The sequence below is a fragment of the Streptomyces flavotricini genome, from assembly GCF_020639365.1.
Classification (GTDB): Bacteria; Actinomycetota; Actinomycetes; order Streptomycetales; family Streptomycetaceae; genus Streptomyces; species Streptomyces flavotricini.
Window position 1 is genome coordinate 3,129,970 of sequence record NZ_JAINUL010000001.1, and the last position, 20,950, is coordinate 3,150,919.

21 protein-coding genes, 1 pseudogene and 2 riboswitches are annotated in these 20,950 nt (G+C 71.8%); of the genes and pseudogenes, 12 read left to right on the forward strand and 10 right to left on the reverse strand.

All coding sequences use genetic code 11. The features are described 5' to 3' along the window. Positions 1-31 precede the first annotated feature (31 nt). The gene (locus tag K7B10_RS13850) at positions 32-697 is read right to left on the reverse strand and encodes an AAA family ATPase (RefSeq protein ID WP_372481549.1); all 666 of its coding nucleotides are present in this window, start codon (positions 695-697) and stop codon (positions 32-34) included. A gap of 208 nt (positions 698-905) precedes the next feature. After that, positions 906-1,009: riboswitch (glycine riboswitch) on the forward strand. A gap of 184 nt (positions 1,010-1,193) precedes the next feature. Between K7B10_RS13850 and gcvT the strand changes: the two genes are divergently transcribed. From gcvT to K7B10_RS13885, 7 genes are all read left to right on the forward strand, one after another. After that, positions 1,194-2,309 carry a glycine cleavage system aminomethyltransferase GcvT gene (gcvT, locus tag K7B10_RS13855; RefSeq protein ID WP_229336366.1) on the forward strand — a complete coding sequence of 372 codons (1,116 nt, stop codon included), beginning with the start codon at positions 1,194-1,196 and terminating at the stop codon, positions 2,307-2,309. A 68-nt stretch (positions 2,310-2,377) separates the two neighbouring features. After that, the gene (gene gcvH, locus K7B10_RS13860; protein ID WP_229336367.1) at positions 2,378-2,758 is read left to right on the forward strand and encodes a glycine cleavage system protein GcvH; all 381 of its coding nucleotides are present in this window, start codon (positions 2,378-2,380) and stop codon (positions 2,756-2,758) included. An 18-nt stretch (positions 2,759-2,776) separates the two neighbouring features. Beyond that, the gene (gene glyA, locus K7B10_RS13865) at positions 2,777-4,033 is read left to right on the forward strand and encodes a serine hydroxymethyltransferase (RefSeq protein ID WP_030857337.1); all 1,257 of its coding nucleotides are present in this window, start codon (positions 2,777-2,779) and stop codon (positions 4,031-4,033) included. A gap of 606 nt (positions 4,034-4,639) precedes the next feature. Next, entirely contained in the window at positions 4,640-6,022 is a 1,383-nt protein-coding gene (locus K7B10_RS13870) for an L-serine ammonia-lyase (protein WP_229336368.1), read from the forward strand. A 251-nt stretch (positions 6,023-6,273) separates the two neighbouring features. Next, positions 6,274-6,579: a hypothetical protein gene (locus K7B10_RS13875; protein ID WP_229336369.1), complete on the forward strand. Its 306-nt coding sequence runs from the start codon at positions 6,274-6,276 to the stop codon at positions 6,577-6,579. A 197-nt stretch (positions 6,580-6,776) separates the two neighbouring features. Then, entirely contained in the window at positions 6,777-7,184 is a 408-nt protein-coding gene (locus tag K7B10_RS13880) for an SsgA family sporulation/cell division regulator (RefSeq protein ID WP_229336370.1), read from the forward strand. 118 nt (positions 7,185-7,302) lie between these two features. Then, on the forward strand, positions 7,303-7,803 hold the full coding sequence (locus K7B10_RS13885; protein WP_229336371.1) for an AMIN-like domain-containing (lipo)protein: 501 nt from the start codon (positions 7,303-7,305) through the stop codon (positions 7,801-7,803). Between the two features lie 51 nt (positions 7,804-7,854). Here K7B10_RS13885 and K7B10_RS13890 read toward each other — a convergent pair whose 3' ends face one another. Further along, positions 7,855-8,568, reverse strand: coding sequence for a flavodoxin family protein (locus K7B10_RS13890; protein WP_229336372.1), 714 nt, complete (start codon positions 8,566-8,568; stop codon positions 7,855-7,857). Positions 8,569-8,699: 131 nt separating this feature from the next. Beyond that, positions 8,700-8,894, forward strand: a riboswitch (cobalamin riboswitch). A gap of 29 nt (positions 8,895-8,923) precedes the next feature. Between K7B10_RS13890 and K7B10_RS13895 the strand changes: the two genes are divergently transcribed. Genes K7B10_RS13895 through K7B10_RS13915 form a run of 5 tightly spaced genes read left to right on the forward strand, consistent with a single transcriptional unit; the run spans position 8,924 to position 12,148 of the window. Continuing rightward, on the forward strand, positions 8,924-9,625 hold the full coding sequence (locus K7B10_RS13895; RefSeq protein WP_229336373.1) for an energy-coupling factor ABC transporter permease: 702 nt from the start codon (positions 8,924-8,926) through the stop codon (positions 9,623-9,625). 5 nt (positions 9,626-9,630) lie between these two features. Continuing rightward, a complete protein-coding gene (locus K7B10_RS13900) occupies positions 9,631-9,993 on the forward strand; it encodes an energy-coupling factor ABC transporter substrate-binding protein (protein WP_229336374.1) in 363 nt (120 codons plus the stop codon). Between the two features lie 3 nt (positions 9,994-9,996). Further along, positions 9,997-10,746 (forward strand): cobalt ECF transporter T component CbiQ, encoded by a 750-nt coding sequence (cbiQ, locus tag K7B10_RS13905; protein WP_229336375.1) that lies wholly within the window; start codon positions 9,997-9,999, stop codon positions 10,744-10,746. Then, positions 10,743-11,564: an ATP-binding cassette domain-containing protein gene (locus K7B10_RS13910; protein ID WP_229336376.1), complete on the forward strand. Its 822-nt coding sequence runs from the start codon at positions 10,743-10,745 to the stop codon at positions 11,562-11,564. Before cbiQ ends, K7B10_RS13910 begins: the two co-directional genes overlap by 4 nt. 47 nt (positions 11,565-11,611) lie before the next feature. Next, positions 11,612-12,148: a PadR family transcriptional regulator gene (locus K7B10_RS13915; protein WP_229336377.1), complete on the forward strand. Its 537-nt coding sequence runs from the start codon at positions 11,612-11,614 to the stop codon at positions 12,146-12,148. 79 nt (positions 12,149-12,227) lie between these two features. Here the strand turns inward: K7B10_RS13915 and K7B10_RS13920 are convergent, their stop codons facing one another. The 8 genes and pseudogenes from K7B10_RS13920 to K7B10_RS13955 form a co-directional block, all read right to left on the reverse strand. Then, positions 12,228-12,440, reverse strand: a complete 213-nt coding sequence (locus K7B10_RS13920; RefSeq protein WP_030857319.1) for an EF-hand domain-containing protein — start codon at positions 12,438-12,440, stop codon at positions 12,228-12,230. 79 nt (positions 12,441-12,519) lie between these two features. Continuing rightward, a complete protein-coding gene (locus K7B10_RS13925) occupies positions 12,520-13,716 on the reverse strand; it encodes a YncE family protein (protein ID WP_229336378.1) in 1,197 nt (398 codons plus the stop codon). Beyond that, positions 13,713-14,492: a polysaccharide deacetylase family protein gene (locus K7B10_RS13930; protein WP_229336379.1), complete on the reverse strand. Its 780-nt coding sequence runs from the start codon at positions 14,490-14,492 to the stop codon at positions 13,713-13,715. The genes K7B10_RS13925 and K7B10_RS13930 overlap by 4 nt, the downstream gene beginning before the upstream one ends. Positions 14,493-14,926: 434 nt before the next feature. After that, the gene (locus K7B10_RS13935) at positions 14,927-15,430 is read right to left on the reverse strand and encodes an ATP-binding protein (protein WP_229336380.1); all 504 of its coding nucleotides are present in this window, start codon (positions 15,428-15,430) and stop codon (positions 14,927-14,929) included. Between the two features lie 243 nt (positions 15,431-15,673). Next, the gene (locus K7B10_RS13940) at positions 15,674-16,441 is read right to left on the reverse strand and encodes an enoyl-CoA hydratase/isomerase family protein (RefSeq protein WP_030857311.1); all 768 of its coding nucleotides are present in this window, start codon (positions 16,439-16,441) and stop codon (positions 15,674-15,676) included. A gap of 86 nt (positions 16,442-16,527) precedes the next feature. Then, positions 16,528-17,751 (reverse strand): L,D-transpeptidase, encoded by a 1,224-nt coding sequence (locus K7B10_RS13945; protein WP_229345013.1) that lies wholly within the window; start codon positions 17,749-17,751, stop codon positions 16,528-16,530. 132 nt (positions 17,752-17,883) lie between these two features. Continuing rightward, positions 17,884-18,513, reverse strand: a pseudogene (locus K7B10_RS13950) (L,D-transpeptidase family protein); the annotation flags it as partial. Between the two features lie 208 nt (positions 18,514-18,721). Further along, positions 18,722-20,947, reverse strand: a complete 2,226-nt coding sequence (locus K7B10_RS13955; RefSeq protein WP_229336381.1) for a choice-of-anchor A family protein — start codon at positions 20,945-20,947, stop codon at positions 18,722-18,724. Positions 20,948-20,950 lie beyond the last annotated feature (3 nt).

The following is a 20,950-nucleotide window of genomic DNA, read 5'->3' on the forward strand; positions in this document are numbered from 1 at the left end:
GCGGCTCCCCGGGAGGGCCGCCGGGCGGGCTTCAGGGGCGGCGGAAGGCTATGCGGGTCACGCGGGCCGCCGCGCCGCGGTCCAGGAGGACGGCGGAGGTGCAGCCGGCCGGAAGGCGGCCCGATTCCGCGTCGCGCAGCAGCCGGGCCACCGCTCCCCGGTGGCGGGCGAAGGCGTACGCGGACACCCCGCGGCCGCGCGCGGCCTGCCCGGCCAGCGCCTCCTCCGGGCTGGTGTCCAGCAGCAGCAGGTGCAGCGCCCGGCCCCGCCGCCGCGCGGCGGCGGCCAGCAGGCCGCGCACCCACGACTGCGTTCCGCAGTCGTGGACCACCGCGGAGGCGCCGGAGCGCAGGGCCCGCCAGAGCCCCCAGTAGTGCGCGAAGCGGACCAGCGGCCGGTACACGGCGTAGGGCAGCGCCCTCGGCATCCGGCGCTCCCAGCGCTCGCGCACGTCCTGGGAGTCGATGCCGCCGTCCTGCGCGGCCCGTTTGATCAGCGTGCTCTTGCCGCCGCCCGGGAGGCCGGACACCACGACGATGTCCCCTTCCGCGAAGCCGAGCCACTGGGGTCCGTGGGCGCCCCGGCCGCGCAGGTCGCGTACGAGGGCGTCCCCGGCGCACGCCCGCCGTGCCGCCGGCACCCCGTCCACGGACCCTGTCCCCGTCAACGCCAGCACTCCGAATCTCCGCACGGTGATCGCCTCCCCCAATCGGGCCCTGCGGGGGCCCCATGCCCACTGAGTGTAAAGAGACGGTAATACGGCACGCCCGGTTCCGGTCGGCGCATCCCGGCCGATCCCGCCCCTTCCCCACGCTCCTCCGCACGTTCTTTCGGGCCCGCACCCCCGATCGCCCGGACGGCGTGCAATGATGTGCGCCATCTGGACCAACTGCATACCGGCCGCTTGAATCCGCGCGGGAGAGTCCCGGCACGCCGCGAGGCGGTGCCCGGGCGCCGAAGGAGCAAGTACCTCCCTTGAATCTCTCAGGCCCCGTACCGCGTGGATGAGGCAGATCTGAAAAGCGAGCCGCGCCACCGTCCCCCGCGACGGCATCCGCGTGCGCTCCACCCAAGGTGCAAGTCGACGTTCCCCGGGTCCGACCGGGAACTCTCGGCGAACCTCTCAGGTTCCGATGACAGATGGGGAGGATCGTCCTCGTCATGTCATGCCCTGGGACCCGGGAGCCACACCCATGAGCACTGCCCCCCGCCTGACCGCCCTCGATGCGCTGCACCGTTCGCTCGGTGCGACCATGACCGATTTCGCGGGCTGGGACATGCCCCTGCGGTACGGCAGTGAGCGCGACGAGCACAACGCCGTACGGACCAAGGCCGGCCTCTTCGACCTCTCCCACATGGGCGAGATCACGGTGACCGGTCCGGAGGCCGTCAAGGCCCTGGACTACGCGCTGGTCGGCAACATCTCCACCGTCGGCGTCGGCCGCGCCCGCTACACGCACATCTGCCAGGAGGACGGCGGGATCGTCGACGACCTGATCGTCTACCGCCTGGGCGAGACCGAGTACATGGTCGTCGCGAACGCCTCCAACGCCCAGGTCGTCCTGGACGCCCTGACCGAGCGCGCCGCCGCCTTCGACGCCGTGGTCCGCGACGACCGCGACGCGTACGCGCTGATCGCCGTCCAGGGCCCGGAGTCCCCCGGCATCCTCGCCTCCCTCACCGACGCCGACCTGGACGGGCTGAAGTACTACGCCGGCCTGCCGGGCACCGTCGCGGGCGTGCCCGCACTCATCGCACGTACGGGCTACACGGGCGAGGACGGCTTCGAGCTGTTCGTCTCCCCCGAGCACGCCGTCGAGCTGTGGCAGGCGCTGACCAAGGCCGGCGAGGGCGTCGGCCTGGTCCCGGCCGGCCTGTCCTGCCGCGACACGCTGCGCCTGGAGGCGGGCATGCCGCTGTACGGGCACGAGCTGACCACCTCCCTGACCCCGTTCGACGCGGGGCTGGGCCGGGTCGTGAAGTTCGAGAAGGAGGGGGACTTCGTCGGCCGCGCCGCGCTGGAGGCCGCCGCCGAGCGCGCCGCCACCAACCCGCCGCGCAAGCTGGTCGGCCTGATCGCCGAGGGCCGCCGCGTCCCGCGCGCCGGGTTCCCCGTCGTGGCCGACGGCCAGGTGATCGGTGAGGTCACCTCGGGCGCCCCGTCCCCGACGCTCGGCAAGCCGATCGCGATGGCGTACGTCGACGCGGCGCACGCCGCGCCCGGCACCTCCGGCATCGGCGTGGACATTCGCGGTACGCATGAGCCGTACGAGGTCGTGGCCCTGCCGTTCTACAAGCGGCAGAAGTAACTCCCCTCCGTCTCAGTACGCAAGACCACTGTTCGTTCGTACTCCCCCGCATCCAGGAGAATCAGGTCATGAGCAACCCCCAGCAGCTGCGTTACAGCAAGGAGCACGAGTGGCTGTCGACCGCCGAGGACGGCGTCGCGACGGTCGGCATCACGGAGTTCGCGGCCAACGCGCTCGGTGACGTCGTCTACGCCCAGCTCCCCGAGGTCGGCGACACGGTGACCGCGGGCGAGACCTGCGGCGAGCTGGAGTCGACCAAGTCCGTCAGCGACCTGTACTCCCCCGTCACCGGTGAGGTCGTCGCCGCCAACCAGGACGTCGTGGACGACCCGGCGCTCGTGAACACCGCTCCGTTCGAGGGCGGCTGGCTGTTCAAGGTGCGTATCACGGCCGAGCAGGACGACCTGCTCTCCGCCGAGGAGTACGCCCAGCTCACCGCCGGTAAGTAACGACCCCAGGGGATCCTGATGTCTGTTCTGAACACCCCCCTCCACGAGCTGGACCCGGACGTCGCCGCCGCCGTCGACGCCGAGCTCGCCCGCCAGCAGTCCACCCTGGAAATGATCGCGTCGGAGAACTTCGCTCCGGTCGCCGTCATGGAGGCCCAGGGTTCGGTCCTGACCAACAAGTACGCCGAGGGCTACCCGGGCCGCCGTTACTACGGTGGCTGCGAGCACGTCGACGTGGTCGAGCAGATCGCGATCGACCGCATCAAGGCGCTGTTCGGCGCCGAGGCCGCGAACGTCCAGCCGCACTCCGGTGCGCAGGCGAACGCCGCCGCGATGTTCGCGCTGCTGAAGCCGGGCGACACGATCATGGGCCTGAACCTGGCCCACGGCGGTCACCTGACCCACGGCATGAAGATCAACTTCTCCGGCAAGCTCTACAACGTGGTCCCGTACCACGTCGACGAGACCGGCGAGGTGGACATGGCCGAGGTCGAGCGCCTCGCCAAGGAGTCCAAGCCGCAGCTGATCGTCGCCGGCTGGTCCGCCTACCCGCGCCAGCTGGACTTCGCCGCCTTCCGCCGCATCGCGGACGAGGTCGGCGCGTACCTGATGGTCGACATGGCGCACTTCGCCGGCCTGGTGGCCGCGGGCCTGCACCCGAACCCGGTGCCGCACGCCCACGTGGTCACCACCACCACGCACAAGACCCTCGGCGGTCCGCGCGGCGGTGTCATCCTGTCGACGCAGGAGCTGGCCAAGAAGATCAACTCCGCGGTCTTCCCCGGTCAGCAGGGTGGTCCGCTGGAGCACGTGATCGCGGCCAAGGCGGTCTCCTTCAAGGTGGCGGCCTCGCCCGAGTTCAAGGAGCGCCAGGAGCGCACCCTGGAGGGCGCGAAGATCCTCGCCGCCCGCCTGGTCCAGGACGACGTCAAGGCCGTGGGCGTGGACGTCCTCACCGGCGGCACCGACGTGCACCTGGTCCTGGTCGACCTGCGCAACTCCGAGCTGGACGGCCAGCAGGCCGAGGACCGCCTCCACGAGGTCGGCATCACGGTCAACCGGAACGCGATCCCGAACGACCCGCGGCCCCCGATGGTCACCTCGGGTCTGCGGATCGGCACGCCGGCGCTGGCCACCCGCGGTTTCGACGCCGAGGCCTTCACCGAGGTCGCCGAGATCATCGCGCAGGCGCTGAAGCCGGCGTACGACGCCGAGGACCTCAAGGCGCGCGTCTCCGCGCTCGCCGCGAAGTTCCCGCTGTACCCGACGCTCTAGGTCCCGCCGGTTCCAAGCGGTGACGTGGAAGGGCCCGGCCCTCGTTTTACGCGGGGCCGGGCCCTTCTCATGACCAAAGCCCCAGGTGGATGCGGGTTATTTCCACTGAAACAAGCAAAAACTGGTGCTGGTGACCGTGGGCCGCACGGGGAAGACCCCGGCCCCGGTCATCTCGGCCGCGAGGGCGATCTCGTACCTGATCGAACCGGTTGCGGTAGGCGATCGACGGCCGGGGGACGGCCCCGGGCGGGGTGGACATCGCCCTGATCGCCGCCCTGGCGCTGGGCACGTACCCCGGGCGGTGTGCGCGGGCGTCCAGGCCCACTCCGCCGGGCTGCCAGGGCCCGGCCCCATCCTGGAGGAGACGCCGCTCTCCGGCGCCTCCCCCGTCGTGGAGCGGGAACGTGACCTGACCCACGCCCAACCGCAACCTCGCGCACCCGGTCCGGCAGCCGAGTCGTTCACTTCGCCACGTTAAGCTCGTCTGTCGGACAAAATCCGAACAATCACCCCTCCCGAAACACCCGAACCACCCGAACCACCCGAACCACCGCACCGCCCCTCCTGCCCCGCCCACCCCACGAGCAGACAAGGGAGTCCGCCACCGTGGCCATCTCCGTCTTCGACCTCTTCTCCATCGGCATCGGCCCCTCCTCCTCCCACACGGTCGGCCCGATGCGCGCCGCCCGCATGTTCGTGACCCGGCTGAAGAAGGACGGCGTGCTCGCCCAGACCGCATCGGTCCGGGCGGAGCTGTACGGGTCCCTCGGCGCGACCGGCCACGGCCACGGCACGCCCAAGGCGGTGCTGCTGGGCCTGGAGGGCCACTCCCCCCGCTCGGTGAACGTGGAGAGCGCCGACGACGAGGTGGAGCGCATCCGCAGGACCGGACGCCTGCGCCTGCTCGGCACCGAGATAGGGGGCGCGCACGAGATCGCCTTCGACGAGCCGAGCCAGCTGATCCTGCACCGCCGCCGGTCGCTGCCGTACCACGCGAACGGCATGACGCTCTTCGCGTACGACGCCGCGGGCGCCCCGCTGCTGGAGAAGACGTACTACTCGGTCGGCGGCGGCTTCGTGGTCGACGAGGACGCGGTCGGCGAGGACCGGATCAAGCTCGACGACACGGTGCTGAAGTACCCCTTCCGCAGCGGCGACGAGCTGCTGCGCATGGCCCGCGAGAGCGGTCTGTCGATCTCCGCGATGATGCTGGAGAACGAGAAGGCCTGGCGCACCGAGGAGGAGATCCGCGAGGGCCTGCTGGAGATCTGGCGGGTCATGCAGGCGTGCGTCGCACGCGGCATGTCGCGCGAGGGCATCCTGCCGGGCGGCCTGAAGGTCCGGCGCCGGGCCGCGAACACCGCCCGCAAGCTCCGCTCCGAGGGCGACCCGCTGGCGCTGTCGATGGAGTGGATCACCCTCTACGCGATGGCCGTGAACGAGGAGAACGCGGCCGGCGGCCGGGTGGTCACCGCCCCGACGAACGGCGCCGCGGGCATCATCCCCGCGGTCCTGCACTACTACGTGAACTTCGTGCCCGGCGCCGACGAGGAGGGCGTGGTCCGCTTCCTGCTGGCGGCCGGTGCCATCGGCCTGCTGTTCAAGGAGAACGCCTCGATCTCGGGCGCCGAGGTCGGCTGCCAGGGCGAGGTCGGCTCGGCCTGCTCGATGGCGGCGGGCGCCCTCGCCGAGGTGCTGGGCGGCACCCCGGAGCAGGTGGAGAACGCTGCCGAGATCGGCATGGAGCACAACCTGGGTCTGACCTGCGACCCGGTCGGCGGTCTGGTCCAGATCCCGTGCATCGAGCGCAACGGCATGGCGGCGGTCAAGGCCGTCACCGCGGCCAAGATGGCCATGCGCGGCGACGGCACCCACAAGGTCTCCCTCGACAAGGTCATCAAGACCATGAAGGAGACCGGCGCCGACATGAAGATCAAGTACAAGGAGACCGCCCGCGGCGGCCTGGCGGTCAACGTCATCGAATGCTGATCCGCCACGCGTGACGACGGAGGGGCCCGGCGCAGTGCGCCGGGCCCCTCCGTCGTTCCACAACACGGTGAATCCGCAGGCCAGTTGAGGTTTGGAGCGAGTTGATCACGCGTGAGGGCGAACCGTCCGCTCCGCGCTGGTCTCCCGGTGATCACATGCGCCATGGTGATCACGTGACGTCGCGGCCACACCCCCGGCGGCCGGCCAACCGCCTTGGACCGCAGCCCTTTTGTGTACTGGAGGACTTCATCATGGCAAGCAACCGCAGCATCCGGGCCCTGGCGGCCGTCGCCGCGCTCCCCTTCGCCGTCGCGCTCTTCGCGGGCACGGCACGGGCCGACAACGGAGCCGGTGCGGGCGTCTCGTCCAACGCCGCCGTCGGCGAGATCCTCGGCAGCGGGGTCGCCGGCGGCAACCTCGGCAACTCCTCCACCACCCAGCAGGTCGCCACGGGCTCCGGGGCGTCCAACCAGGGCAACGGCGCCCAGGCCAACGGCGCCGGCTTGACCGCGATCGGGCAGTCCAACGGCTCGTTCGTGTTCAACCCCGTCCCGTAACGGACCGGTGCCGCGCCGGCCCGCCCTCCCCCCGGAGGGCGGGCCCTTCGCGTTCCCGTCCCCTTTCCTGTGAGAAGAGGGGCCCAGCGGCCCCCGGGGTCGGGACCTTCGGCCCGCGGGGCCGGCCGGGGGGTGGGCTAGCTTGCCCGGAGGGGCCACGAGCGCCCCGGCCGGGAGACGACAGAGAGGCGCAGCGCATGGACGGCATCGAGTACCACGTCCTCCCGCTCCGGCTGGAGGCTTCGCCCGAGTCCGTGCCGGTGTTCGGGGCCTTCACGTACCGCCGGGACCGGCCCTACGGGCTGGCGCTCGACTTCCGGGGCGCCGGGATGCACCTGGCGCGCTGGGTGTTCTCCCGTGACCTGCTGCTCGACGGGGAGACCTGCGCGACGGGCGAGGGGGACATCCGGGTGTGGCCGCGGTGGCAGGGCGGGGAGCCGCGGGTCTTCTTCGCCTTCACCAACGGCGCGCAGAGCTGCGTGGTGTCCGCACGGGCGAAGGACGTACGGGTGCTGTGCCGGCGGCTGGTCGCTCTGGTACCGCGGGGCGAGGAGCGGCGGCACTACGACCTCGACGCCGAGCTGAGCACCCTCCTGCCCCGATAGGTTCCTATTTGGGATTGTTTCTTTTGGTTTGATGCGGTCTGGGTGCAACCATGAGCCTGCCGGGGCGCGTCCTCAGCAGTGACACCGGTCCCCGCCTCTGAAGAATCAGGGGGACGTCATGAACCATTTCCGCCGCCGGCGGCTCGTGGCCCTCGCCACAGGCGCGCTGCTCACCGCCGGGATCACCCTCGCCGCGCCGGCCCCGGCCGCCGTCCGGCCCACGCCGCTCGTCGTGAACGCCCGCTGGGGCGGGCACTGCACGTACGACCGCATCGTCATCGACCTGCGGGGATACGTCCCCCGGGCCACCGTCGCCCGCGTCCCCCGGCTGGTCCACGACGGGTCCGGCGCACCCGTCCCGCTGGCCGGGAAGCACTACCTTCAGATCCGGCTGCATCCCGCCGCGGCGCACGACCGCGCGGGCGAGAGCACGTACCGCGGGCCGAAGCTGGTCACGATCCGTCTGCCGCGGCTGAAGGGCCTCGCCCTGACCGGCGACTTCGAGGGGTACGTGACCTTCGGCGCCGCCTTCGACGCCAAGCCCGCCTTCAGCTCCTTCACGCTGCACCGGCCCGAGCGCTTCGTGCTGGACGTCTCGCACCGCGACGTGTGCCGGTGAGGGCGCGGGGCGGGCGGGTGCCGCCGGGCACCCGCCCGCCCCGGACACCCCCTAGCGGTAGTCGGGGTTCGGGAAGTCGAAGCGGCATCCGGCGTCCCACTCCGAGCGCTGGTTGCCGTGCGCCGGGATGCCGCCCCCGCGCTTGAGCAGGGCGGCCAGGTGCATGAGGTTCCAGGACATGAAGGTGGTGTTGCGGTTGGTGAAGTCGTTCTCGGGGCCGCCCGAGCCGGGGTCGAGGTACGAGGGCCCGGGCCCGGCCTCGCCGATCCAGCCGGCGTCGGCCTGCGGCGGGATCGCGTAGCCGAGGTGCTGGAGGCTGTAGAGGACGTTCATCGCGCAGTGCTTCACGCCGTCCTCGTTGCCGGTGATGAGCGCACCGCCGACGCGGCCGTAATACGCGTACTGGCCCCGCTCGTTCAGGATCGAGGAGCAGGCGTAGAGCCGCTCGATGACCCGCTTCATCACGGAGCTGTTGTCGCCGAGCCAGATCGGGCCGCACAGCACCAGGATGTCGGCGTCCATGATCTGGCTGTAGAGGACGGGCCACTGGTCGGTTTCCCAGCCGTGCTCGGTCATGTCGGGCCAGACCCCGGTGGCGATGTCGTGGTCGACGGCGCGGATGAGCGAGGTGCGGGCGCCGGCCGCCGCCATGACGGCGCGGCTCCGGTCGATCAGGCCCTCGGTGTTGCTGGTCTCGGGCGAGCGCTTGAGGGTGCAGTTGACGTAGACGGCGGTCAGGTCGGAGTAGTCGAAGTCGGCGGGCACGCCGCCAGCCTGCGCCGCGGCGGCCGGGGCCGCCAGCGGACCGCGGCCGTTCGGGCGTTCGGGCGTTCGGGCGTTCGGGCGTTCGGGCGTTCGGGCGTTCGGGCCGGGTTGGTACAGGTCCGTCCCTCCGACTAGGGTCAGCGGGCCTTGGTGTTCGGGAAACCGGTGGGAAACCGGTGCGGCCCTCGCCACTGTGAACGGGAAGTCCGGCTCCACTCCTTCGGGAAGCCACTGGGCGGCGCGGGAGGTTCCGCACCGCCCGGGAAGGCGGGGCCAGGGCATCAGCACCCGTGAGCCAGGAGACCGGCCGGGGCGCGTTGTCCATCCACGAGGTGCTGGAGAGGTCTCCCCACACATGCACATAGCCGAGGGGTTCCTGCCCCCATTGCACGCGGTCGCCTGGGGCGCCGCGTCCGCTCCGTTCGTCGTCCACGGTGTCCGCGCCCTCACCCGCGAGGTGAAGGCCAACCCGGAGAGCACGCTGCTGCTCGGGGCGTCCGGAGCATTCACCTTCGTCCTGTCCGCGCTGAAGATCCCGTCCGTGACGGGCAGTTGCTCGCACCCCACGGGGACCGGACTCGGGGCGATCCTGTTCCGGCCGCCGATCATGGCGGTGCTCGGCACGATCACCCTGCTCTTCCAGGCTCTGCTGCTGGCGCACGGCGGTCTGACCACCCTCGGCGCGAACGTCTTCTCGATGGCGATCGCCGGACCGTGGGCGGGATACGGGGTCTACCTGCTGCTGAAGCGCTTCGACGTCCCGCTGATGGTGACCGTCTTCTTCGGCGCCTTCGTCGCCGACCTGGTCACCTACTGCGTGACCTCCGTGCAGCTGGCACTGGCCTTCCCGGACCCGGGTACCGGATTCCTCGGCGCGCTCGCGAAGTTCGGGGGCATCTTCGCCGTGACCCAGATCCCGCTCGCGGTGAGCGAGGGGCTGCTGACGGTGCTCGTGATGCGGCTGCTGATGCAGTCGAGCAAGTCGGACCTGGTCCGGCTGGGCGTGGCGAAGCTGAGCGGGCGCAGCGGGCAGGGCGAGCGGAAGGCGGCGGTCTGATGGGCATGAGCCGGAACACGAAGATCAACGGCCTGCTGCTGCTCCTGGTGGCGGCGCTGGCCGTACTGCCGATCGCGCTCGGGATGGGCGAGGGCAAGGAGGAGCCGTTCACGGGCGCCGACGCGCAGGCGGAGACGGCCATCACCGAGCTGAAGCCGGACTACGAGCCCTGGTTCTCGCCGCTGTACGAACCCCCCTCCGGGGAGGTGGAGTCGGCCCTGTTCGCCCTCCAGGCGGCCCTGGGCGCGGGCGTGCTCGCGTACTACTTCGGCGTCCGCAAGGGCCGCCGCCAGGGCGCCGCGCTCGCCGCCGCCGCGGGTGCTCCGGATACCGCCGGGGCGTCCGACACGGCCGCCGCGGAGTCGTAGGCGGTGCTGCCGATCGACGTGGCGGCGCACGGCAGCCGGTGGCGGCGCCGGCATCCGCTGGAGAAGGCCCTGCTGGGGCTCGGGCTGACGGTCACCGCCGTGTGCCTGCCGCCCTGGCCCGGCGGGCCGCTGGTCGCCGCCGCCACCCTGGCCGTGCTGCTCGGCCCGGCGGGCGTGGCCGGGCGGCAGTTGTGGCGCGCCTTCCGGATCCCGCTCGGCTTCTGCTTCACCGGAGCGCTGCCGCTGCTGGTGGCCGTCGGCGGCCCGGCCGGGTTCGTCTCGCTCGCGCCCGACGGCCCCCGGCACGCCGCGGAGCTGCTCCTGCGGACCTCGGCGGCCTCCCTCGGCGTGCTGCTGTTCGCCTTCACCACGCCCGTCTCGGACGTCCTGCCCCGGCTGGTCCGGGCCGGGGTCCCGGCGCCGGTGGTGGACGTGGCCCTGGTCATGTACCGCATCGGCTTCCTGCTGCTGGACTCGACGGCCCGGGTCCGGCGTGCCCAGGCCGCCCGCCTGGGCGCGTCCGGGCGGGCCGCGGCGTGGCGTTCGCTGGCCGGGCTCGCCGCGACCTCCTTCGTACGGGCCTTCGACCGCGCGGCCCGGCTCCAGGAAGGGCTGGCCGGGCGCGGCTACGACGGGGCGCTGCGGGTCCTCGTACCGGAGGCGGCCCTGTCCTGGCGGTTCCTCGCGGCTTCGGGGGCCCTGCTGGCGGCCCTGATCACCCTGACTCTCACCCTGAAGGGGCTGTACCTGTGAACCCGTTGGTGGAACTGGCCGGCGCCGGCTACGCGTACGAGGACGGCCCCGCCGTCCTGTCCGGCGTGGACTTCGCCATCGCCGAGGGCCGGGCGCTGGTCCTGCTGGGCCGCAACGGCAGCGGGAAGACCACGCTGATGCGGCTGCTGAGCGGGGGCCTGCGGCCGGGCACGGGCGCGCTGCGCCTCGACGGCGCGGCGGTCTCGTACGACCGGGCGGGTCTGACCCGGCTGCGCACGTCCGTGCAGCTGGTGGTCCAGGACCCGGACGACCAGCTGTTCGCGGCCTCGGTGGAGCAGGACGTGTCCTTCGGCCCGCTCAACCTGGGGCTGGCGGCGGCCGAGGTGCGCGCCCGGGTGGACGCGGCGCTCGCCGCGCTGGACATCACGGCGCTGCGGGACCGCCCGACGCACCTGCTCTCGTACGGCCAGCGCAAGCGCGCGGCGATCGCGGGGGCGGTGGCGATGGCTCCGCGGGTGCTGATCCTGGACGAGCCGACGGCGGGCCTGGACCCGGACGGACAGGAGCGCCTGCTGGACGTCCTGGCGGGGCTGCGGGCGGCCGGCACCACGGTGGTGATGGCCACGCACGACGTGGACCTGGCGGTCCGCTGGGCCGACGACGCGGCGGTCCTGACCCCGTCGGGCATCCGCACCGGCCCTGCACAGACCCTGCTCTCGGATCCGCGGCTCCTGACCACGGCAGGACTGCGCCAGGCCTGGTCCCCGGCGGTGACGTCCGTCCTGCGCGCCCACGCGCTCCTGCCCCCGCACGCCCCGGGCCCGAAGACCCCGGAGGCCCTGGCCGCCTGGCAGTAGGGAACGGGATCGCGGTTCCCGGGCCCGCGCATCCCTAGGATGGCGGCATGTCGCTGCCGCACGCCATCCTCACCGCCCTGATGGAGAAGCCCTCGTCGGGGCTGGAGCTGACGCGGCGGTTCGACCGGTCGATCGGGTACTTCTGGTCCGCGACGCATCAGCAGATCTACCGCGAGCTCGGTCGGCTGGAGGAGGCCGGGCTGATCCGGGCGCTGCCCAGCGAGGTGCCCGTACGGGGGCAGAAGAAGCAGTACGAGGTGCTGGACGCGGGCAGCGCGGAGCTCGCGCGATGGGTCGGCGAGAGCCAGGATCCGAAGGCCATCCGGGATCCGCTGCTGCTGCGGATCCGGGCCGCTGCCGTGGTCGGGCCGCACGGGCTGGCCGCGGAGCTGCGGCGCCATCTGGAGCTGCACCGGCGGCAGCTGGCGGTCTACGAGGCCATCGAGGAGCGGGACTTCCCGCCGGGGCGGGACTCCGACGAGGACCGGCTGCGCCGGCTCGTGCTGCACGGCGGCACCGGCCTGGAGACGTTCTGGCTGCGCTGGCTGGAGGAGGCCCTGGCCGAGGTCGAGGACATGACCTGATCCGCCGCGGCGGGCCGGCAGCGCGAAGCCCCCGCGCCGCCCGGCAGGGGGGCGGTGCGGGGGCTCTCAAGGGCTGGCTCTACTTGTTCAGGGCGGCCCAGAACTCGTCGAAGCTCATGCGGCCGTCGCCGTTCGCGTCCTTGGCGGCGATCACGGCGTCCGCGACGGAGCCGGTGACGAACGCGTCGCCCATCGCCTTCATGGCCGCGCTGTACTCGTCCGCCGTGACGAAGCCGTCACCGTCCGCGTCGAACTTGCCGAACGTCGCCCGCGCGCTCTCGATGTCAGCCACTGGGATCCACCCCTTCTCGGTGCTTGTTGACCGGCCAAGGGTAGCTGCACTCCCGCCCCGCTCCGTCCCGGGGCCGCGGCTAGCGGAAGATCCCCGTGTGGCCGAGCGAGTAGCGGCCCGGCTGGGGGTAGACGGCCAGGCCGTGGGGGCCGCCGCCCACCGGGATCTTGGCGAGCTGCCGCCCGGTCGTGGTGTCGATCGCGTAGACCTCGGAGTTGTAGCGTCCCGACAGCCACAGCACCTTGCCGTCGGCGGAGACGCCGCCCATGTCCGGGCTGCCGCCGTCCGGCAGCTCCCACTTCTTCGTGAGCTTGTTCTGCTTGAAGTCGAAGACGGAGATGCTGCCCTCGCCCCGGTTGGAGACGTACATCTCCCTGGAGTCGCGGCTCACGTACAGGCCGTGCGTGCCCTTCCCGGTGGGCAGCAGCTTGGGGATGTCGAACTTGTCCCCGCTGAGCACCCACATGCCGTCCGCCATCATGTCGGCGACGTAGAAGGTCTTCCCGTCCGGGGAGACCTTGACGTCCTGCGGCATCGCTCCCTCGAACGGCAGCTTCTGCTGGCCGACGACCTCCATCTTCTCGGTGTCGACCTTGAGCAGCTCGCCGGAGAACTCGCAGCTCACGATGAAGTACCGGCCGTCGGCGGAGAAGTCCGCGTGGTTGACCCCGAAGCAGGTCACCGGGACCGTCTTCACCCTGTTCATCGTGTGCGGGTCGCGGAAGACCAGCTCGCGGTCCATGGAGGCCATCACGATGGCGTACTTGCCGTTCGGCGTGAAGTACAGGTTGTACGGGTCGTGCACCTCGACCGGCTCGCCCGCCTCGCCCGTGGCCGGGTTGATCGGGGTGAGCGTGTGACCGCGGTTGTTGTTGACCCACAGGGTCTTCAGGTCCCAGGAGGGGACGACGTGCTGGGGCTGGATCCCGACGGGGATGGTGTCGATGACCTTGTAGGTCTTCGGGTCGATGACGGACACCGTGTTGGAGGTGGTGTTCGGTACGTAGACCCGTGACGGGAAGTCCTTGACCAGCGGCGAGAGGTTGTTCGGCCGGTCGGCCGCGTACACGTCCTTCGGGTCGAGGAGCGGCGGCATGCCGGCCAGGCCGGGCGGTACGGCCGGGACGGCCTTGACGGGCGCGGGCTGCCGGGCCGCGGCCGCGGAGCCGAGCGCCTCGGCGGGCTCCTTGTCGGCCGATCCGCAGCCGGCCAGGGCGGCGAGGACCAGACCGGCCAGCAGCACGGTGGCCTTCCGGGGAAGGCGGGTGGTCGTCATGAGGTCAGCAGCTCCGTGGTGGTCACCGCGCGCAGCTTGCGGCGCGCGAGTTCTTCGAGGAGGGGCGGCATCGCGTCGACCGTGTCCGCGTAGCCGAAGTGCAGGCTCACCACCGATCCGCCGTGGATCGTCCCGGTGACGGTGCGGATGACGGCCGCGGCGCCGGGCGAGGTGAAGTCGAGTGAATCCACGTCGTACGAGAGGACGTGCGGGTAGCCCGCCCGCCGGGCCAGCTCCTTGACGAGCGGGGTGGCGTACTGGGTCTGGGAGGGCCGGAACCAGGTGCCGATGGAGCCGGTGAGCCGCTTCAGCCGCTGGGCGCAGCCGGTGATCTCGGCGTAGGCCTCCGCCTCGGGCATGTCGTTGATCGCGAGGTGGCGCTGGGTGTGGTTGCCGAGCTCGTGGCCGCCGTCCAGGATCCGGCGGGCCATGTCCGGGTGGGCGTCGAGCCAGCTGCCGATCGCCAGTACGGTGACCCGCGCGCCCGCCCTTTCGGCCTCGGCCAGCACGGCCCGGGCGATGGAGGGGTCCCCGTTGCCGTGGAAGGTGAGGGCGACCCGGGGGCGGTCGCGCGGACCGTGCGCGATCTCGACGGGCTGGCCGGGGAACCGGCGCGGGGCGGCCGCGGCCCGGACGGGGGCGGGCTTCGCCGAGGCCGCCTCGGCCGGCGGGCCGGGGGGCGTACGGGCGTCCGTGCCGCAGGCGGCGGTGAGGACGCCGGCGGCGGCCGCGGCCCCGGCGCGGAGGGCGGATCGGCGGTCCGGGTAGCAGAGCACCTGCCCATTTAAGGGGCGGATGCCGCAGAAGATAACGATTGACCCATTTCGGGACGTTCGTCGGAGTGCACCCGGACGAGGGGGTGTCCGGTATTCGATCAATGAATCACACGGAGCGGTGGATAGTTATTCATCGATTGCGAGGTGAGTGGCCCACCTCACCTAGGATTTAGCCCGAAACTCTGATTATTTGCACACTTATGTCCAGGTTGGGACTTTTGGCGTTTGGTCGCCCGTCTGCCATAGTCGGAATCACGACTTCCCCATTGACCCGAGCGAAGTCGCCACGCCGAGGATCACACCCCCTTCGATCCTCGGCGCACCCATGAAGCCCCCACGACGCCCCATCACGGCGACCGGGGGCTTCAGGCATTTCCGGGGGCGGCTGCCCGCGGACGCCCCGTACGGGACGGTCGACGGTCGACGTTCGGCGGTCAGCGGTCCGCGACCCGCATCTCGAACCAGGTGATCTTGCCCCGCGGCAGCAGGTCGGCGCCCCAGCGGTCGGAGAGCTTGTCGACGAGGAAGAGGCCCCGCCCGGTGGTGTCCAGCTCGTGCACCGGCATCAGGCAGGGCAGCCCGCGGGAGGGGTCGCGCACCTCGACCCGGATCCAGCCGCGCCTTCGGTGCATCCGTAAGCCGAACGACCGGGCCCCGGTGTGCCGCACCGCGTTGCCGACGAGCTCGGAGACCAGCAGGACGGTGTGCTCGGCCACCTGCGGGGAGAACCCCCAGAAGCGGATCACCACGTACTGGGCGAGCCGGCGGGCCTCCCTCGCCGACTCCGGCATGGACGGCAGGATCACGTCCCCCTCGGCCGGATTACCGTACAACTCCAGCGCCTTGAGGCCCTGTTCGTCCTCAAGAGCCGCCGTCAGCCGTACGGCGGAAGCGTTGCTGCGCTGCCGCGACTGTTCCACACCCTCCAGGCCCGCCATGAACCCATCATGGACGGCCGATGCGCCCACCCGGGCCGTTCCGCAGGAAAACACCCCCCGGAATCATGGATTCCAAGGGGGTGTTCCGTCATATGCGCGGGGCAACCGGAGAGCCGTGGGACCACCCTGATCTGCGGTGACCCACCGCTCCCGGAAGATCACCCGGAGTGGATCTCCACCATCCCTTAAGGCTGCCTTAAGGCCTGGCTAATCCACCCCTAGGGAGGACCAACGGCTTTCCGGCTAGACGAACTTCGCCTTGCCCGGACCCTCCTCGACGAAGCTGCGCATGCCGCGCTCGCGGTCCTCCGTGGCGAACAGGCCCGCGAACCAGTTGCGTTCGATGGTCAGCCCGGTGTCGATGTCCGCCTCCAGGCCCGCGTCCACGCACTCCTTCGCGGCGCGCAGCGCGATCGCCGGGCCCTGGGCCAGCTTGGCGGCCCAGGCGTGCGCCTGCTCGTACACCTCGGCGGCGGGCACGACCCGGTCCACGAGGCCGAGGGCCAGCGCCTCGTCGGCCTTGACCATGCGGCCGGTGAAGATGAGGTCCTTGGCCTTGGACGGGCCGATCAGCCGGGACAGCCGCTGGGTGCCGCCGGCCCCCGGGATCAGGCCCAGCAGGATCTCGGGCTGGCCGAGCTTCGCGTTGTCGGCGGCGATCCGGTAGTCGGCGCACAGCGCGAGCTCGCAACCGCCGCCGAGGGCGTATCCGGTGACGGCGGCGACGACCGGCTTGGGGATCCGCGCGACGGCGGTGAACGCGTCCTGGAGCGCGCGGGACCGCGCGACCATCGCCGCGTGGTCCATCGTCTGCATCTCCTTGATGTCCGCGCCGGCCGCGAACACCTTCTCGCCACCGTAGATGATCACCGCGCGCACGTCGGCCCGGTCGGTGGCCTCCACCGCGAGCTCGCGCAGCCGGTCCTGGGTGGCGATGTCCAGGGCGTTCATGGGCGGGCGGTCCAGGCGGAGGGTGCCGACGCCTTCGGAGACTTCGAGAGAGAGGGTCATACGCGAAAGGTTAGCGGCGGTTAACGGCAAGTGGCCCGGTGCCGTGGGTCACAGCACCGGGCCACTCGACTACGCGCGGGGGAGGACTACTTGATCCACTCCGCCCAGTCCATGTTCCAGCCGTTGAGGCCGTTGTCCGGGGCGATCTGCTTGTCCTTGGAGTTCTTCACGATGACGACGTCGCCGATCAGCGACTCGTCGAAGAACCACGCGGCGGGCTGCTTGGAGTCGCCCGCACCGCGGACGTCCTTGAGGCCCACGCAGCCGTGGCTGACGTTCTCGGAGCCGAACGTGCCGGCGGAGGCCCAGTAGTTGCCGTGGACGAAGGTGCCCGACTGCGACAGGCGCATGGCGTGCGGAACGTCCGAGATGTCGTACTCGCCGCCGAAGCCGACGGTCGCGCCGTTCATCCGGGTCACCTTGTACTTCTCGCTGATGACCATCTGCCCGTTGTACGTGGTCGTGGACGGGGCGCCCGCGGTGATCGGGAGGTCCTTGAGCACCTGGCCGTCACGGACGACCTGCATCGTGTGCTCGCTCGCGTCGACCGTGGTGACCTGCGAGCGGCCGATGGTGAAGGTGACCGTACGGGTCTGCTTGCCGTAGACGCCGGGGCGGCCTTCGACTCCGTCGAGGGCGATCTTCACGGTGACCTTGGTGCCCGCGGCCCAGTACTTCTCGGGGCGGAAGTCGAGGCGGTCGTTGCCGAACCAGTGGCCCTCGACCGGGACGGACGGCTCGGCCGTCACCGTGATGGCCTTCTCGACGGCCTCGGTGTTGGTGATGCCGCGGGTGAAGTTGAACGAGACCGGCATGCCCACGCCGACGGTCTCGCCGTCCTCGGGCGTGTAGTGGCCGACGAAGGTGTTCGTCGGGGTGAGGGTGGTGAAGGTGGTGTCCTTGGCGGACTCGCGGCCGGCCTCGTCCTTGGCGACGGCGTGCACCTTGTACTCGGTGGCGGCGGCCAGGTTGCGGGCGGGCTCCCAGCTCGCGGCGTCCGCGGCGAGCTTGCCCTCGACGGCGTTGCCCTTGGTGTCGGCGACGGTCACCGTGGTGAGCTTGCCGCCGGTGGTGGTTATCTTCAGGATGCCGCTGGTGGCGACCTCCTTGGCGCCGTCGTCCGGCTTGACGCTGACGACCGCCTTGGACGCCTCGGTGCCGGTCTTGCCGCCTCCGCCGGCGCCGCTGTTGTCGCCGCCTCCCCCACCCGAGTTGCCGCCTCCGCTGCACGCGCTGGTGAGCAGCAGCGCCGCTCCGAGCAGGAGGGCCGGCAGGCCGGTGCGGCGGGCGCGGCCGCGTATCGGCTGCAGGTTCACTCTTCTTCTCCCCATGTCCCCCGCGCGCGGACTGTCGCGCGCATGTCGACAGGAAATCACACGGGGGGATCACGAAGAGAAACGGTCTTGTCACCGTTCCGTCCCAAGCGGGGGGAACGGGGGGCGTCAGTCCTCCGTACCGGGTTTGGTGCCCCAGACGTAGACGGCGTCGCCCTCGTCCAACAGGTTCCACAGCCGTTCGGCGTCCGCCACCGAGAGGTTGACGCAGCCGGCCGAGCCGCCGTGCGCGTAGAGGTCGCCGGGGCGGCCGTGCAGGGCCTGGCCGCCGTCGAAGAACTGGGCGTACGGCATGGGGGCGTTGTCGTACAGGGTGGACTCGTGGTCCTTGCTGCGCCAGTAGATCTCGTGCCAGCCGGGGCGGGTCTCCTGGTCGTCCCTGCCGGTGCGGACGGGCACGGGCGGGAACACCACGACGCTGCCGCGCTGCACCCACAACAGCTGCCGGTCGAGGTCCACGCAGGTCACCCGGCTCGTGCGGACGGGGCAGGCGCCGTCTGCGTTGGGACGGGCCCGGGCGGCCACGGCGACCATCGTGCGGTAAGTGGCGAGGCCGGGATAACCGTCGGCGGGGGTGATGCCGTTGGCGCTCTGGAAGGCGCGGACGGCCGCGCAGTCGGCCGGGGACTGCGTCCCGTCGACGGGGCGCCCGAGGTGGGCCTCGAGCTCGCGCTGGTAGGGCCCGGTGCCGGCCGTACAGGCGGGCTCGGGGGCGGCCGCCCCGCGGGCGGCGGCCGGGGCCGGCGCGGCGAGCCTCGGACGCCAAGGCCGCGCTGGAGCTCTTCATCGAGGTCGCCAAGGAGCTCAAGGCCGCGGGCAAGCTGCCGGACTTCTCCGCCTGGGCCGCCGGGGCCCAGCTAACCCGGACCGGAGCCGGGGGGCCCGCGCGGGTGCGCCGGTGGGGTGAGCGGGTCACCTCACCGGCGCATCGGCGGGGGCGGATCGATCAGCCGCGGCCGCCGCCCTTGCCCCCCTTGCCGCCGCCCTTGTGCTCGTCCCCGTCCTTGCCCTTGCCCTTGCCCTTGCCCTTGCCCTTGCCGTGGTCGTCGCGCCGGTTGTCCACCGTCACCACCAGCTTCTGGCCGGGGGTCCGCTCGTCGAGCCGCAGCGGACCGGTCACCCGGTCCTCCGGAAGCACGTAGCCCTCGGGTACGTCCGTCTCCCGCAGGTAGTACGCGCCGGCCTCCAGGTACTCGAAGGTGCAGACGCCCGCTCCGTCCGTCGCGCAGCCCGCCTTCACCAGGACGTCGGCGTTGATGCCCGCCGTCTGCAGGCCCGCGGTCCCGTTGGTCTCCTTCCAGACCTCGAAGACGGCGCCGCGCAGGGGCCGCTTGGTCTTGGCGTCCTTCTTCAGGACCTCCAGCACCCCGCGGTACTCCTTGACGTTGACGACGGTCGCCGTGATCCCGGCGGTGACGTCCGCCTCGGTGAGGACCACGGTGGTCACCGGCTGCGCGGGCAGCTCGTAGCCTGCGGGGGCGACGGTCTCGCGCCAGTGGTACGTACCGGGCTCCACCACCCGCTCGCACCGGCCGTCGGCCCCGGTGAGGCACGCGTTCTCGACGAGCGTGTCCGGGGAGCCGCCGGCGCCGTCCGTCTGGAGTCCCGCCCGTCCGTTGGTCTCCCGCCACAGCTGGAAGGTGGCCCGGGCCAGCGGGGTGGTGCCGTCGGCGTCGACCTTGTGGACGGCGACCCTTCCGGTGGGCGCCGGCGGCACCGCCTTCACGTTGTCCACCACGTACCGCGCGCCGACCGTGGCGTTCTCGGCGGTCAGCGTCAGCGGGAAGACGCGCCGCTCGGGCAGCACGTACCCGTCGGGGGCCGCCGTCTCGCGCCAGTAGTAGGTGCCGAGCTCCGACTCCCGGGCGCAGATGCCGTCGGCGGGGGTGACGCAGTCGGCGACCTTGGTGTCGGCGTCGCCCGTGAACTGGGCGCCGCTCACACCGTTGGTCTCGCGCCACAGCTCGAAGTGCGCGCCGGCCAGCGGCTCGCCCGTCTCGTCCCGCTTGAGGACGGAGACCGATCCGGTGACGGGCACGGGCGGGGTCACGGTGCAGTCGGGCAGATCTCCGTCGAAGGGGTACGCGTGGAACTCCTGGCCGCCGCCGAGGCCGTCGACGCTGGTGTGCGTGAGCGTGCCGGTGGTGAAGAAGCGGCCGTTCATGCCGGGCAGCGTGACCGTGGTCTGCGAGGCCTGCTCGCCGATGAGGACGGCGCCCTGGAACTGGCCGCTGCCCTGGAGGTGGACGGTCGTGGCGTCCGGGAAGTTCCACAGCAGCCGGGTCCGCAGCGCGTTCCACGGGCTGTGGGCGTCGTCGATGGCGCCGCTGTAGGTGCTGATGGTGCGGGCGGCGCCGAGGACGTTGACGAGGACGGTGGCGTCGGCCGGAATGCGGTCGAAACGGATGCCGACGGCCCCGCCCGCTCCGCCGCCGCCTCCGCCGGACACCATGTTGAAGTCGACGTTGAAGATCTGGAGCCTGGAGGCGTTGTCCCCGGTGAAGACCGTGGTCCCGGAGGCGTTGACGGCCGTGCCGGTGGCCGTGCGGAGCTGCCCGTCGACCCGCGCGTAGCACTTGCTGGCGGCGGTGAGCCGGTCGCGCAGGCCCGCGTACTTGGCCACGGCGGCCGCGTCCTGGACCAGCGGGCCGGTGACCCGGCCGGGGCCGGGTGCGGTGCCGGCGTACCGGACCACGCCGCCGTCGGAGATCAGCCGCTCACCGGCGGCGATCCGGACGTCTTGGCCGGTGGCGAGGAAGTCCGAGCCGGGCGGGGGCTGCACCAGGGAGCCCGCGCCGACGATGCCGATGTTGTAGGCCTGGCCGGCCTGGGGGTCCTTGTCCTGGTCGAAGCTGCCGAGGACGACGACCTTGCCCTCGGCCTCGGCGGCGCGTGCGCGGACCCTGAAGTCCCCGCCGACGAAGACGTTGACGGCGTCGTCGTAGCCCTTGGCCGCGGTGCCGACGGCGACCGGGGGAAACGGGTCGGGGCACCGGCCCGGGACGCAGGGGCCGAGGCCGTCCGGCAGCGGGGCGCGCAGGGCGGCCCGTACCGGTGCCGCGTGTTCCCGCACCGGCCGGTCGGCCCCCGGGGCAGCCGCGAGGGCCGTGGAGGACCCGGCGGCCAGAACGGCTCCGACCGCGAGCCCGAGGGTCCAGTTCCTTGCTGACATGAC

Coding starts and splice junctions, on each gene's coding strand:
- K7B10_RS13885 (WP_229336371.1), top strand. CDS start 7,303: ATGAACCATTTCCGCCGCCGGCGGCTCGTGGCCCTCGCCACAGGCGCG.
- glyA (WP_030857337.1), top strand. CDS start 2,777: ATGTCTGTTCTGAACACCCCCCTCCACGAGCTGGACCCGGACGTCGCC.
- K7B10_RS13895 (WP_229336373.1), top strand. CDS start 8,924: ATGCACATAGCCGAGGGGTTCCTGCCCCCATTGCACGCGGTCGCCTGG.
- K7B10_RS13880 (WP_229336370.1), top strand. CDS start 6,777: ATGGACGGCATCGAGTACCACGTCCTCCCGCTCCGGCTGGAGGCTTCG.
- K7B10_RS13935 (WP_229336380.1), bottom strand. CDS start 15,430: ATGGCGGGCCTGGAGGGTGTGGAACAGTCGCGGCAGCGCAGCAACGCT.
- K7B10_RS13875 (WP_229336369.1), top strand. CDS start 6,274: ATGGCAAGCAACCGCAGCATCCGGGCCCTGGCGGCCGTCGCCGCGCTC.
- K7B10_RS13900 (WP_229336374.1), top strand. CDS start 9,631: ATGAGCCGGAACACGAAGATCAACGGCCTGCTGCTGCTCCTGGTGGCG.
- gcvT (WP_229336366.1), top strand. CDS start 1,194: ATGAGCACTGCCCCCCGCCTGACCGCCCTCGATGCGCTGCACCGTTCG.
- K7B10_RS13925 (WP_229336378.1), bottom strand. CDS start 13,716: ATGACGACCACCCGCCTTCCCCGGAAGGCCACCGTGCTGCTGGCCGGT.
- gcvH (WP_229336367.1), top strand. CDS start 2,378: ATGAGCAACCCCCAGCAGCTGCGTTACAGCAAGGAGCACGAGTGGCTG.
- K7B10_RS13915 (WP_229336377.1), top strand. CDS start 11,612: ATGTCGCTGCCGCACGCCATCCTCACCGCCCTGATGGAGAAGCCCTCG.
- K7B10_RS13955 (WP_229336381.1), bottom strand. CDS start 20,947: ATGTCAGCAAGGAACTGGACCCTCGGGCTCGCGGTCGGAGCCGTTCTG.
- K7B10_RS13940 (WP_030857311.1), bottom strand. CDS start 16,441: ATGACCCTCTCTCTCGAAGTCTCCGAAGGCGTCGGCACCCTCCGCCTG.